We start from the raw sequence: 13,194 nt of genomic DNA on the forward strand, positions 1-13,194 counted from the left end.
GGTTCTGCAAGAGACACAAGGAGAACAGACATGAACGACGACGCTCTGCGTGCCCGGTTGGTCGCGCTCGTCATCGAGTCGGGGGACGGCAACATCACCGAGGCGGACATCGCCGACGCCAACGGGGCGCTGCGCGGCCTCAACTACTCCTCCCTCTCGTACATGCGGCTGATCGACGCGATCGAGAACGACCTCGGGGTGTACATCGATCCCGACGCCGGCAACGAGCTGTTCGAGAGCCTGGACACCCTGGTCCCCCTCGTACGGAAGGGGATGGACTCGGTTGAGGCCTGAGCCGGGACCCTCGGTCGGCGTCATCGGCACCGGGCGGCTGGGCACCGCCGTCGCCGGGCACGCCCGAGCCGAGGGCCTGTGCGTCGTCCTCACCGGAGCGCGGCACGGCTGGCAGGCCGAGGGGACACCCGACGTCGTGATCGACGCCAGCGGCCCCGGTGCGCAGGACGAGGTACGCGAGTACTGCGAGCGCAACCGGACCGCGCTGATCGAGTGCGTGTCCAACCTTGACGACCGGCAGTGGGCGGAGCTCAACACGCTGGCCCGGACGGTATCGGTGGTCCGGGCGGCGAACCTCTCGCTCGGCCACTACCTCCAGACCCGGCTGCTCCGCGAGGTCGCGGCCCTGCCCGAGGCTCTCAGGCCGCGAGCGAGCGTACGGGAACGCCATCCGGTGGCCAAGGCGCACCGGCCCAGCGCGACCGCGGTGGAGCTGGGCCGCACCTGGTCGGCGCTGAGCGGCGGCGAACCCGACGACATCAGCTCACTGCGGAGCGGCCTGCCGGTCAGCGACCACGAGGTGATGTGGACCTGGCAGGCCGAGACCCTGTCGCTGTGCCACTCCGTCGGCTCGCTGGAGGCGGCGGCGGCCGGAGCGGTGACAGCGGCGCGCTGGGTGCACCGGAGGAAGGCAGGAATGGAGTCCATGGACGCGGTCTACGACGACCTGCTCCACCACCACGCAGCGGAGTACCGATGACTGTGACTGTGACCACCGGGACGGACCCGGCCCCGACGACCCGTCAGCGGCTCCTCACCCAGATCGCCCTGGGCGCGCGCATGCTGTCGCTCGACGGACACGACGACTTCAACCAGGGGCAGATCTCCGCCCGTACACCGGGGTCGGACACCTTCTTCATCAAGAACGCCCTGTGCGGCTTCGACGAGGCCACACCGGAACAGATCGTCCAGGCCCACGTGGATCACACCCGGCCCGCGCCGGCCCTCGCGCCACCCGAACTCCCCCTGCACCAGGCGGTCTACCGGGCACGGCCTGATGTGAACGCCATCGTCCACTCCCATGCGCCCCACACGCTGGTCTTCGGCGCCACCGACCTCGAACTGCGGCCGGTCTCCCACGAAGGCGCCTGGTTCGCGGGCCGGACCGGTCTGTTCACCACCACCAGCAACACGGTGCTGGACATCGAGACCGGGGACTCGATCGCCGGGGCTCTGGGGGACGGCAACGGGGTGTTCCTGCGCAACCACGGAGGAGTCGTGGTCGGCAAGAGCGTCCGGCACGCGGCGATCTTCGCGACGGTGCTGGAGCGGGCCTGCCGTCTGCAACTCCTCGCCGAGAGCAGCGGCGCGCGATACACCTCCTCCAGCCTCCAGGACGTCCAGCTGAAGCGGGACTTCATCTACGCGGACCTGTCGGTGCGGTCCTACTGGGACCACAGCGTGCGCCGGGTACGCCGCGCGTGCCCGGAGACCTCCGCCTGGCCGCGGGCGTGAGGGCGCCTGACATCCAGGTCGCGCTCGCCAGGCGGGGCACGTTCTCGGATGCCCCGCTGACCGACGCGGACCGGGAGGGGCTGCGCGGCCGTCCCGCTGCGGGGACTCAGGACTACCGGGAGGGGCGGGGCCTGCTGCGCTGGGCCCTGCGCCGCATGTTCGGCCCGGAGTACGCGGCTGCCCCCGTACGGGCCGACGCCAGGGGAAAGCCGGTGCTCCTCGCGGACGCCAGGATCGGGGTCAGCATCTCGCACAGCGGGAACGCGGTCGCGGTCGCGGTGGCCGCCGGCCGGGACGTCGGGGTGGACGTGCAGACGCCCGCCCTGCCGAGCCTCGGCCTGATCCGGCGCTGCTGCCGCCCGCAGGACCGTGAGCGGATGGCGGTGCTCCCCGAGGCCCTGCGGTCACGCGCGTTCACCTCCATCTGGACGGTGCAGGAGTCGTGCCTGAAGGCGTGTGGGGAAGGGATCGGGTTCCGTCCCGGGCGGGTGCCCGTCATCCCGTTCCAACTGGCCGGCCGGTGGCGCGACTACGCGTGGCGGGTACTGCCCCCGTTCGCAGGGGATCTCGTCGCCGTCGCCGTGTCGAATCCGCCCGGCGCGCCGCGCGCGGTGCACGTCCTGACCGTCGGCCCCGGAGCTTCCCCACCTCCCCCACCTCCCCCACCTCCCCCACCTCCCCCAGCTGTCTCAGCTCTCTCAGCTCTCTCAGCTCTCTCAGCTCTCTCAGCCGAAAGGACACCGTGACCACCCCGCAAGCATCACCGCTGCTGATCACCCCAACGGCACGCGATGGGCGGCTTCCCGTCTCCTTCACCCAGGAGGAACGGCTCGAAACAGGCCGGCACGTGCAGTTGGTCAACAACAAGATCCCCGTCGGGCTGGTCTTCGAGGGACCCCTGGACGTCCCTCTGCTCGAACGCTGCCTGGAGACGCTGGGCCACCGGCACGAGTCACTCCGCCTGCGCTTCCCGGTCGACCCGGCCGGCCACACACTGGAGGTGCTGCCCGACCTGGGAGAGCCGTTGCGCGTGGTGTCGGTCGAGGACACCGCACCCGACCAGCGCATGGACCGCGCTCTCGCCCTGCTGGCCGAGGACGCCTGCCGGCCGTTCGAACTCGCCACCGGGCCGCTGTTCCGGCGGATGGTGGTCAGGGTCGACGAGACCACCCACGTGCTGTGCATGACCATGGACCACGTGAACATCGACGCCCTGTCGGTGCGCACCCTGATCAGCGAACTCTTCGCCCTGTACGCATCGCTGGCCGCCGGGCAGGAACCGGAGCTTCCCGAACTCCCGGTCCAGTTCCCCGACTTCGCCGCATGGGAGCGCAACTACCTGCGGGGCCCGGTGCTGGAACGGCTGATGGGCTACTGGCGCAAGCAGTTCGACGGCATCGACCCCATCCCCTCGTCCGGGCTGGTCGATCCGGCGGGCGGCGTCGAAGGGCCGCCCAGGCTGGTGAAGTTGTCGACCTTCATCGACGCCGAGCGCACCAAGGCGATCGACGCGTTCGCGGAATCCCTGGGCACCAGCCTCATCTCCGTGGTCGGGGCCGCGGTGAAGGCCACGGTGTGGCGGCGGAAGCTCGACACCGTGGGCGACGAGGCAGCAGGCACAGTCGCCCTGTTCGGCTCTCTGGGCAACAGGACCCGACCCGAGACGGAACACCTCGTCGGCTACCTGGCGACCGTGGCGACCTTCCGCACCACGTTCGACGGGTCCACACCCTTCTCGGACCTGGTCGGCCTGGTGGGACGCACACTCTGGAACGCCATGCGGCACCAGCGGATCCCGCACTCCCTGATCATGAAGGAACTCGGGCACCCGCAGTACGGCGCGCGCTACGGCGACCCGGGCGGCATGCCCTCGTACCTCAACTTCGACGTACTCGACTACGCGATGGACGCCTTCACCCAGCCACCGGGGCTCTCAGTACGGCGGGTCACGCTGCCCACGCCGGAGGTCCCCAGGGGCGGGCTGCGGGTGCTGGGCTTCCGCCGTCCCAACGGGGTCTCCCTCGAGTTCCGTTACCGCAGCGACCGCTACGGCGAGGCCTGGGCGAAGGACTTCCTCGCCGACCTCGACCGGGTTCTGTCGGTCGGCACCGGGAGTCCGGCGACCCGGGTGCACGAGCTGTTCGACGTGCGGGCGGGCCGGTCATGACCGGATTCAGGTTGGCCGCCGTGGACCTGGACGGCACCCTGCTGCGCTCGGACCGCTCGATCTCGGCGAGGACGCGGACCGCGGTGGCGCAGGCGCAGGAGGCGGGCGTGGAGATCGTCTTCGTCACCGCCAGGCACTCCGCCGCCATCGAGGGGTTCGTGTCCGATCTGGCGCTGACCGGCGAAGCGGTGTGCTGCATCGGCGCGGCCGTCCACACGCTGCCGTCCACAGCCCTGACCTGGAGCAGCACGCTCGCTCCTGCGGTCTCGGTGGAGATCGCCCGGCGGGTCGCCGAAAGCTTCCCCGGCCTGCACCTCGGCTGGGCCCTGCGGTCGGGACCGCTCGGCTACCAGCCCGGATATCCCGGCAGGCTCCTGATCGGCCCCTCCTTCCACGCCGACCCGCTGCTCATCGACGAACCCGTCCTGAAGATGTGGGCGGTCGGCGACAGCCTCGGCGAACACCGGCCCGACGAAGTGGCACTGGCCTTGGACGGCCTCGCGGACGTCGCCCACCACGGCAGGGGGTTCGTCGACCTCGTCGCCCCCGGAGTGACGAAGGTCGCCACCCTGCGACGGCTCTGCGAGGCACGAGGAATCGACCCCTTGGAGGTCGTCGCGTTCGGTGACGCCGAGGCCGATCTGCCGATGCTGGCGTGGGCCGGGCACGGCGTGATGATGGCCAACGGCCGGCCCGAACTCCACGCGCTCGCCGATGAGGTGGCGCCCGGTTGCGACGACGACGGAGTGGCGGTCGTACTGGAACGTATCGTCGGAGAGGCAGTGGCGCTGTGACGGCGAAGGTGCAACGGATCCTGCCCTCGCAGGACGCGACGGACCTGCTCGGGCTGGCGACCGACATCGCGGACCGTGAACTGGCGCCGCGTGCGGACGAGTTCGAAGCCCGCTCGGAGTTCCCTCGAGAGGTCCTGCGGACGCTGGGGCGTTCCGGGTTCCTGGGACTTCCCTACCCCGTCGAGTACGGCGGCGGAGGGGTCCCGTACGAGGTGTACGTGCAGGTCCTGGAGGTCCTCGCGCAGCGGTGGCTGTGCGTGGCCGAGTCGGTGTACGTCCACACGCTGTCCTGCTACGGAATGGTGAACCACGGGTCGCCGGAGCAGCGCAAGCGCCACCTCCCGGACATGCTCGGCGGTGAACTGCTCGGTGCCACCTGTCTGTCGGAACCACAGGCAGGCTCGGACGCCGCTTCGGTGACGACCAAAGCGGTCCGTGAGGACGACGCCTATGTGGTGGACGGCACGAAGTCCTGGACCACGCACGGCGGGGTCGCGGACTTCTACACCGTCTACTGCCGCACCGGCGGCCCTGGTGCCCGCGGCCTGTCGTGCCTGTCGGTCGACGCCCGCACACCGGGTGTGCTGCCGCAGCGGCGCGAGAAGAAGATGGGCGTCTCCTCGTCCCCGACCGCCCAGATGGTCTTCGAGGGGGCCCGGGTCCCGGCCGACCGGCTGATCGGCCGGGAGGGCAAGGGATTCCTCCTCGCGATGAACGCGTTCGACGTCGGGCGCCTGTCCAACGCGGCCTGCGCGGTGGGACTGGCCCAGGCGGCGCTGGACTACGCGACGCAGTACGCCAAGTCACGTGAGCAGTTCGGCCAGCCCATCATCTCCTTCCAGGGGGTGGGCTTCATGCTCGCGGACATGGCCACCCAGATCTCCGCGGCACGGGCCCTGGTGGTGACCGCGGCCCGGCTCCGGGACCACGGGAAACCCCATTCCGTCGAGGCGGCCAAGGCGAAGCTGTTCGCCACGGACATGGCCATGCGCGTCACCACCGACGCGGTCCAGGTCCTCGGCGGCTACGGATACGTCAGGGACCATCCGGTCGAACGCTGGATGAGGGAAGCGAAGTTGCTCCAGATAGTCGAAGGCACCAATCAGATCCAGCGCGTCGTCATCTCGGGCGCACTGTGAGAACGGGAGAAGGCGGCATGGGCAATCTGTTCGAGGCACCTGCGAACGCGCCTCTGGAGGTCGTGGCGCACAAGGCCGGATACGACGACGCCTTCATCAGGCTCGCGGAGTCGATCTACCGGGAGCGCTTTCCGGGCTCCGAGATCCTGCACACCGGGGTCAACGACGTACCCGCCGCCCTTGAGCCCCGGTTCGCCGCCGGGAACCCGCCGGACATCGCGAGTTCGTCCGGCCTGGCCATGATGGACCTCGGCCGGCTCTCCAACGAGGGCCAGCTCACCGATCTGACCCCGTTGCTCGAATCCCCGTCGGTGGACGATCCCAGCCGGACCGTCGCCGAGTCGCTGCTGCCCGGCACGCTGGAGATGACCACCTTCGGCGGGCGCTGCTACGCGATCAACTACGCCTACAAGGTGTTCGATCTGTTCCACGCCAAGTCCCTCTTCACCGAGCACGGTTGGGAGTACCCCCGGACGTGGGAGGGGATGCTGGAGCTGTGCGCCGAGATCAAGGAGGCCGGGATCGCACCGTGGACGTACGCGGGTGACTTCCTGGCACCGCTCTTCCGGGTCCTGCTGTCGATGGCGACGAAGCTCGCCGGACCGCACATCGTGCGTGACATCGACAATCTGGAACCGCACGCGTGGCGGGCGGACGCGGTCGTCGCCGCGGCCGAGGCGATGTACGAGCTGGTCCGCCGGGACTACATCCTGCCCGGTACCTCCCGGATGACGTACATGGAGGCCCAGGAGCAGTTCGTACGCGGCAAGGCGGCGTTCATCCCCTGCGGCTCCTGGCTGGAGAGCGAGATGCGCGGCATCACCCCCGCGGGCTTCGAGATGCGGCTGGCACCCGTGCCCAGCATCGGCACGGCCAACGCCCTCCCCTACGACGCGGTGATGGCGGTCGCCGGTGAGCCGTTCATGGTGCCGACCAAGGCGAAGAACCCCAACGGGGGCCTGGAGCTGCTGCGCATCATCACCTCGCGGCGGGTCGCCCGCACGTTCTCCGAGAGCACGGAGGAACTCAGTGTGGTGGCCGGAGCAGCGGACGGCCTGCCGCCCGGCGGCAGCCTCGGCGTGGTCCGCGACGTGATCGAACGGGCCGGCGAGAACACCTTCGCCATCGGCTTCCACCTGCGCTACCGGGACCTCTACAAGGGGCTGGGCCGCGTCACGGCCGAGCTGATGACCGGGGACATCACGCCGCGGGAGTGGAGCATCCGCTGCCAGCGGGAGTCCGACCTCATCGCCGCCGACACCAGCATCGCCAAGTACCCGCGCTGATCGCCCGGGCACGGCCCCTCGATGGGGCCGTGCCCGGACTGAACGTCGAAAACCGGAGCCATCATGTGTGCGCATGACGACAGGACCAGCTCGACGAGTGAGGCGAAGGACGGGACCGGGGACGTGAGCCGCGACCGGCTCCAGCGGCGCACCGTGCGCACCCTGGCACTGACCCAGATCGTGGCGGGGGTCGGGGTCGCGACCGGCTTCGGCGTCGCCACACTGATGGCGGTGGAACTGGCCGGCACCCCGGAGCTGGTCGGGCTGGAGCTGACTGCCTCGACGCTGGGCTCCGCCGCAGCCGCGGCGATCCTGGCGGCCGTGGCCCACCAGTACGGCCGGAGGCGCGCGCTGATGTCCGGTTATCTGGTGGGCGCGGTGGGGGCGGCGGTGTGTGTGGCCGCCGCGCTGTCCTCGAACTTCTGGCTGTTCGTCCTGGGCATGATTCTCTACGGATCGGCCCAAGTCGCGGGTCTGCAGGCCCGGTTCGCCGCCGGTGACCTGGCCGCGGAGAGCGAACGGGGCCGCGCGGTCTCCTTCGTTCTCTGGGCCTCGACGATCGGTTCGATCGCCGGACCGAACCTGTCCGGCGTGGCGGCGGCCGTCGACGACACCCTGGACATACCGGATCTCTCGGGCAACTTCCTGTTCGCTCTGGTCGGTTTCCTGATCGCGGTCGGCATGATCGGGATCTGGCTGCGGCCCGATCCGCTGCTGCGTTCCAGGGAAGGACTCGAACCGCCCGGCGAGCGGCAGAAGCCCCGGCGCATCGCCCCGCTCAGCACCTTCGCCGCCCCCGACGCCAGGCTGAGCCTGGTGGCCCTGTCCACCAGCCACCTCGTGATGGTGTCGCTGATGGCGATGACGATGCTGCACATCAGTCACTCGGGGATGTCGATGGGCTGGGTCGGGCTCGCGTTCAGCCTGCATCTGGCGGGCATGTCGGGGTTCTCGCCGGTCTTCGGCTGGCTTGCCGACGTAATCGGACGTCCCTCGACCCTCGTGGTCGGGCTGCTGCTCAGCCTGGTCTCGCTCCTGGTCCTTGGCACGTCCCCGGCGACCGTGTCCTGGTCCTCCGCAACGGGCCTGCTCCTGCTCGGGCTCGGCTGGTCCTGCGTGATGGTGACCGGCTCCGTACTCCTGTCGGAGTCGGTGACCACCGAGCACCGGCTGCTCGCCCAGGGGGGCTCGGACACCCTGATGCTGCTGTGCGGAGCCCTGGGCAGCGCGTGCTCCGGCGTCATCGTCGGCAACTTCGGCTTCCCGACGCTCAACGTCATCGCCGCGGTCGTCGTGCTGCCCGCACTGCTGCTCGCCCTGTCGTCGGTCAGGAGGTCCCGGCAGGGGGAGGGCGGGAAGAGTGCGGCGGTGAAGGCGGCCGCGTAGCGGGGCCGTCCCACCGACCGGACGCATTGGGCCCGTCGGCGTCGAGGGTGTCCGTCAAATGGTCCGCGACCGCTCGGGCTTGCATTCGTAGCGGCGGCGATGGCATCGGCAGACGACTGGCCAGGAGGTTGGGTCGGGCGCGCGGTGAGGTGCCCGCCGGCGAAGGGTTTCTTGGTCGAAAACCCATCCGCCGGCGGTTCACTGCAATGTCAGCTCAACTGACAGGCTCACGCTGCGGGTTGCACGCCTCACCTGCGTCCGGATCGGAAACGCCACTTGAACACCCTCGCGGAACGGGGGCGCCTACCCGGCAACGGAGAAGCGGGCTCCCCACAGGTCGCGGAGCAACGCGATCTCGGCCATGTGGTGGATGAATTCGAGGTTGGTCCCCGACAGCACGTCGACGTAGGGGTCATCGGGGTCGGAACCGTACGGGTACTGCGAAAAGCCGACCGTATCGAGCTGCTCGTCGGTGAGGGTGGCGACGCTGTCGCGCCAGCGGTCGATCACCGCCCAGAACCGCTCGAGTGCCAACGCGGCGGAAGGGGTGAAGTCGACCAGCAGTTTCGGCTCCTGGCGCCGTTCACCGAAGGTCCACTCCCATCCGCCCGCGAAGCAGTAGTGCAGGTGCCCCAGCCGCCACGCGATGGTCGTGACCGGCGCCGCGTCGGGCTCCGGGGCACCGGTGTGCGCGAGGATCTGCTCGACCCGCTCGACACTCACGCTCCAGTCATCGGCGATCTTGGCAACGGTCATGCCACCGGCAGCCTGCCGGGCAACCTCGGCGTACTCGTTCGCCGGGATGTCCGCGGCGCCCAGGTCGAGCACCCACTCCCCCGGCCCGAACGCCCTGGGCGTCGCCGCCTCGCCCCGCCGCCGGATCGACCAGCAACCGGGCACCGGCTCCCACAGGTACTCCTCGTCGCTGAGACCCGCCAGCCGCACCTGCGCCATCTCCCTGGCACGGTCGAACTGGTCGAGCAATAGGCCCAAGCGGTCGGTACGCGCGTCCTCTGTCTCCATGCCCGGTTCCCTTCGCGGTCGCGTCTCGTACCTGACTGCGCTCAGGGGGAAGTTAACGGCTCGTCTCACGGGGCGCGACCGATTTCCTCCGCCCACGAAGCGGTGCCGGATCGCCGGCATCACCGCACTCGTTCAGGCCGTGCCCTCCCTCCACGCGACCTGCTCAAGCTCAGGCCGGAAAGGGCTAGGACTTGTCCGGCCGATCATGTGACTGCTGCTTGTCGGGGTCGTTGATGTGGAAATGGGGCGGGGTGATCTGACGGATGCCGAGTGGGAACGGCTGCGGCCGTTCCTGCCTGTCAGCAATGGGCGTTGTGGCCGGTGGCGGGATCATCGGCAGGTGATCAACGGGATTCTGCATCGGGTACGGACCGGGGTGCAGTGGCGTGATCTGCCCGAACGGTTCGGACCGTGGCAGACCGTTTATGAGCGCCATCGCCCGTGGTCGGGCGACGGCACCTGAGAACGTCTGCTACCAGCGGGGTCAGGATGAGGCCGACGCGACTGGGGAGTTCGACTGGGACATCTCGGTCGACTCCACCATCGTCCGCGCGCACCAGCATGCGGCGGGCGCCCCCACCGATCCACCGTCGGCACTCGGCTCAAAGGGGGCCGAAGAGAGGGAACACCAGGGCGAGACGCCGTGCAGAGCCTCGTCGCCCGCCCGGTGGAGGTGGTGCTGGAGGTGAGGGCCTGGGCCGTTCGCGGGGCGGGTTCACCAGCAAGCTCCACCTGAGCGCAGACGGCTGTTGCCGCCCCCTGTCCTTGATCGTCACTCCAGGCCAGCGGGCTGACTGCACTCAGTTCATCGCCGTGCTGGAGAAGATCCGCGTCCCGAGATCCGGCGCGGGAAGGCCACGCGTGAAGCCGGACAGCCTCGCGGCCGACAAGGCATACAGCAACGGCCCTATTCGCGAGTACCTGAGACGGCGGGGCATCCGCCACACGATCCCGGAGAAGAGCGACAGTCAGGCCGCCCGTCTGCGCAAAGGGTCACGTGGCGGACGACCGCCCGGGTTCGACGAGGACCGCTACAAGAAACGCAACACCGTCGAACGCGCGATCAACCATCTGAAACAGTCCCGAGCGGTCGCCACGCGCTACGACAAGCGCGGCTACGTCTTCCTCGGTACCGCCACCGCGGCGTCCGCCGCGATCTGGCTCCGAACATGACCCCTACGCGACCCAGCAGTAGGCACCTTGGCCCTGGCGTCGGGCGCTGCTGACGAGAGCAGCCAGATCACTCAGGATCACGAAGGCGATCTCAGTGTCGATGACCTCACCGTCCTCCGCGCGCTGCAAGGACCAAGCGACAGCGGCATCCTTCAACTTGGACCGCTCAGCTTCGGCGAGTGCTGCGGACAGGCGAGGCGAGATCGCGAACACGATGCATCCGCCATCGCCCTGGTCGGCGACGATACGAGGCTCGCCGACTTTGACGAGTTCCTCGAAACTGCCGCCGGCGAGAAGGCACTCCCACTCGACCACACCCTCTTCGGGATCGAAGTTACCGAAGGAGAGCGACTCGAATGTGCGTCGCGGCCCGGTCTGAAGAACCAGAGCCGCTGACGCGTCATCCGGAGCCGCGAAGAACTCGACGGTGATGCTCACCCGAGCATCATGCCGGACCGCTCACGACCGTGATCGGCCGGACAGCTCCTATTCGAGGAGGGTGAGTCCCCGGAGGAGGCTGCGGCCCGTGAGGTCCTGGAGGAGACGGGCTGGCGCCCCGGTCCCATCAAGCCCCTGATCTACGCCGAGCCGGCCAACGGCATCACCGACTCCCAGCACCGCGTCTTCCGCGCGGACGGCGCGACTTACGAAGGCCCGCCCACGGAGAAGAACGAGTCCGACCGCATCGAGTGGATCCCCCTCAGCGAGATACGCGGGATGATCGACCGCCGCGAGATCGTGAGCAGCGGATCCCTCGTCGGCCTCCTCTACGTGCTCATGGACGCAGCGAGCCGCTGACCGGTGGGAGGAGTTCCCGTAGCCGTACCTCGAAGGCCAGGGCTACGGGCTCCCGCCTGTGCGGCGCCAACTGCTCGTAGAACTCCCGGAGATGGCCCGACACTCGCTCGGAGGACACCGCCGAGGCGGGCTCCAGAGCCTGCGTGGCGGTGTGGCACGCCTGGGCAAGCTTGCCTTGGTCCAGTTGCATACGAGCCAACCAGAACGCGTGAAACGCGCGCCCACGGTGGTTGGTGCTGTTCTCCCGTCGCAGAGCATCCGCGATCAAGGGCTCTGCGGTCGCGGCCTCCCCAGTCGTCCGTGAGCAATGCCGGTGTCCACTATGAGCTTCAGCTCGTCGAAGTAGGTGACCCAAGACGGGTCCGGGTCATTCGCCTCGATCTGCTCGAAGTGGCGGTGCGCTTCTCCGATCGCCCGGTGAGTGGAGTCCCGGTTGCCGAGGGTGGCATGGGCGAAGGCTCCACGTATGGACAGCATCGACATGACGCGCGGCGTGGTGCCGAGAGCTGGGCGGCGGTCACTAGTGCCAGAGAGTCCCCCGGGTTGTCCTGGTACGTGGCTTGCAAGCTCATGCAGGCCAGGACGTTGGCCATGAACTGCCGGTCGTCGATCTCCTTGGCCAGTTGCAGGGCCTCGGTGACGTACGCGCGGGCCTGGTTGTACTGGCGGGCGTCGAAGTAGGTCCAGCCGGTGAGGCGCGCCAACTCGGCCGCAATTCCGTACAGGCCGTTCTGGATCGACGGCGGTCGGCTCTCCTTCAACAGCCCCACCACATGCCGGAGCTGACCGACGATGGCGGGCCTCAGAGCCTCGCCGCCGTGCTGGTCGTCCCGTCGCCAGTAGTCCTCGATGGAGCATCGGAACGCTTCAAGTTTGGCTGTGCTGAGGCTCGTTCGTGTGGCCAGAGCCAGGATGCTGTCTACGTCCGGCCCCGGCAGAGACGCGGGGGTCTGCTGTTCTGGCTCCGGCGCTTGCGGTGCCTGCCGCTCGGTGACCACGAGAGCCTGGGGTGTCTCCCAAGGACGACGGGCAAGCCCGAGCATGTGCCCTGGGATGCGCAAGTCGTCCGCGATGCGTTCGACGACGTCCATGTGCAGCAACTGACGTCGCCCGGCGATCACTTCACCGACTCTGCTGGGTGTCAGCTCGCATCGCCTGGCGATCATCGACGGATAGATGCCCGCCCTGGTCTTGACCAGTCGGAAGACTCTGCCGAAGTCCCGTACCCGGCACGCTTTGATCATCTCAGGATCGGTAAGCAGCCTGGCAGGCAGTTCCTGCGGCCGGTCGGCGTCGGGCATCGCGCAAGCTCCCACACTGCGAGGGCTACGCAACGTCGCTGATTCTCTACTTCCCGCGATGTCGCCCAAGTTGGGTAATCAGCCTGACCTTTTGACGGGGGTGCCCGGGTCGCGATGCTCGTGTGCATGGCGAGCAATCAGCAGACCAGTCCAGGCATCAGTGAACTGGCCAAGGACAGCATCAGGGACCGAATCGGCGTCGTCATGGGCGAGTGCGGGGGCCGTGTGCAGATGCGGCCGATCCGTGGCGGCCTGGAGTGGGATGCCATTCCGGACTACGTGGTGGCGCTCAGTGCGCGGGAGGAACTGAGCGCACGTCTGACCATCAAGAACGGCAACAGTCTGGGTGGGTTGTGATGCGCGCCATCGGCCGGTACG

Annotated in this window: 12 protein-coding genes and 3 pseudogenes; 12 read left to right on the plus strand and 3 right to left on the minus strand. The window is 68.9% G+C overall.

What is annotated here, in order from left to right; genetic code table 11:
• Nucleotides 1–30 precede the first annotated feature (30 nt).
• From OG219_RS43460 to OG219_RS43500, 9 genes are all read left to right on the plus strand, one after another.
• Nucleotides 31–294, plus strand: a complete 264-nt coding sequence (locus tag OG219_RS43460; protein ID WP_266836554.1) for a hypothetical protein — start codon at nt 31–33, stop codon at nt 292–294.
• Nucleotides 284–994, plus strand: coding sequence for a dihydrodipicolinate reductase C-terminal domain-containing protein (locus tag OG219_RS43465; RefSeq protein ID WP_266836556.1), 711 nt, complete (start codon nt 284–286; stop codon nt 992–994). The genes OG219_RS43460 and OG219_RS43465 overlap by 11 nt, the downstream gene beginning before the upstream one ends.
• Entirely contained in the window at nt 991–1,749 is a 759-nt protein-coding gene (locus OG219_RS43470) for a class II aldolase/adducin family protein (protein WP_266836558.1), read from the plus strand. Before OG219_RS43465 ends, OG219_RS43470 begins: the two co-directional genes overlap by 4 nt.
• On the plus strand, nt 1,716–2,495 hold the full coding sequence (locus OG219_RS43475; RefSeq protein ID WP_266836560.1) for a 4'-phosphopantetheinyl transferase superfamily protein: 780 nt from the start codon (nt 1,716–1,718) through the stop codon (nt 2,493–2,495). Before OG219_RS43470 ends, OG219_RS43475 begins: the two co-directional genes overlap by 34 nt.
• Nucleotides 2,492–3,916: a condensation domain-containing protein gene (locus tag OG219_RS43480; protein ID WP_266836562.1), complete on the plus strand. Its 1,425-nt coding sequence runs from the start codon at nt 2,492–2,494 to the stop codon at nt 3,914–3,916. Before OG219_RS43475 ends, OG219_RS43480 begins: the two co-directional genes overlap by 4 nt.
• A complete protein-coding gene (locus tag OG219_RS43485; RefSeq protein ID WP_266836564.1) occupies nt 3,913–4,710 on the plus strand; it encodes an HAD family hydrolase in 798 nt (265 codons plus the stop codon). The genes OG219_RS43480 and OG219_RS43485 overlap by 4 nt, the downstream gene beginning before the upstream one ends.
• Nucleotides 4,707–5,849 (plus strand): acyl-CoA dehydrogenase family protein, encoded by a 1,143-nt coding sequence (locus OG219_RS43490; protein WP_266836566.1) that lies wholly within the window; start codon nt 4,707–4,709, stop codon nt 5,847–5,849. The genes OG219_RS43485 and OG219_RS43490 overlap by 4 nt, the downstream gene beginning before the upstream one ends.
• Nucleotides 5,850–5,866: 17 nt before the next feature.
• Nucleotides 5,867–7,135 carry an N-acetylglucosamine/diacetylchitobiose ABC transporter substrate-binding protein gene (ngcE, locus tag OG219_RS43495; RefSeq protein ID WP_266836568.1) on the plus strand — a complete coding sequence of 423 codons (1,269 nt, stop codon included), beginning with the start codon at nt 5,867–5,869 and terminating at the stop codon, nt 7,133–7,135.
• Nucleotides 7,136–7,198: 63 nt separating this feature from the next.
• Nucleotides 7,199–8,521 carry an MFS transporter gene (locus OG219_RS43500; protein WP_266836570.1) on the plus strand — a complete coding sequence of 441 codons (1,323 nt, stop codon included), beginning with the start codon at nt 7,199–7,201 and terminating at the stop codon, nt 8,519–8,521.
• 303 nt (nt 8,522–8,824) lie between these two features.
• Here the strand turns inward: OG219_RS43500 and OG219_RS43505 are convergent, their stop codons facing one another.
• Nucleotides 8,825–9,544 carry a DinB family protein gene (locus tag OG219_RS43505; protein ID WP_266836572.1) on the minus strand — a complete coding sequence of 240 codons (720 nt, stop codon included), beginning with the start codon at nt 9,542–9,544 and terminating at the stop codon, nt 8,825–8,827.
• 241 nt (nt 9,545–9,785) lie between these two features.
• Between OG219_RS43505 and OG219_RS43510 the strand changes: the two are divergent.
• Nucleotides 9,786–10,717 (plus strand): annotated as a pseudogene (locus tag OG219_RS43510) (IS5 family transposase).
• A 3-nt stretch (nt 10,718–10,720) separates the two neighbouring features.
• On the opposite strand, the gene OG219_RS43515 reads toward OG219_RS43510, so the two are convergent.
• Nucleotides 10,721–11,155, minus strand: coding sequence for a hypothetical protein (locus tag OG219_RS43515; RefSeq protein WP_266836574.1), 435 nt, complete (start codon nt 11,153–11,155; stop codon nt 10,721–10,723).
• A gap of 54 nt (nt 11,156–11,209) precedes the next feature.
• On the opposite strand from OG219_RS43515, the pseudogene OG219_RS43520 reads away from it, so the two are divergent.
• A pseudogene (locus tag OG219_RS43520) lies at nt 11,210–11,515 on the plus strand (NUDIX hydrolase); the annotation flags it as partial.
• Here the strand turns inward: OG219_RS43520 and OG219_RS43525 are convergent.
• A pseudogene (locus tag OG219_RS43525) lies at nt 11,493–12,816 on the minus strand (helix-turn-helix domain-containing protein). The pseudogenes OG219_RS43520 and OG219_RS43525 overlap by 23 nt on opposite strands.
• Before the next feature lie 114 nt (nt 12,817–12,930).
• On the opposite strand from OG219_RS43525, the gene OG219_RS43530 reads away from it, so the two are divergent.
• Entirely contained in the window at nt 12,931–13,173 is a 243-nt protein-coding gene (locus OG219_RS43530; RefSeq protein WP_266836576.1) for a hypothetical protein, read from the plus strand.
• The last annotated feature ends 21 nt before the right edge of the window (nt 13,174–13,194 follow it).

The organism is Streptomyces sp. NBC_00038 (assembly GCF_026343635.1).
Taxonomy (GTDB): Bacteria; Actinomycetota; Actinomycetes; order Streptomycetales; family Streptomycetaceae; genus Streptomyces.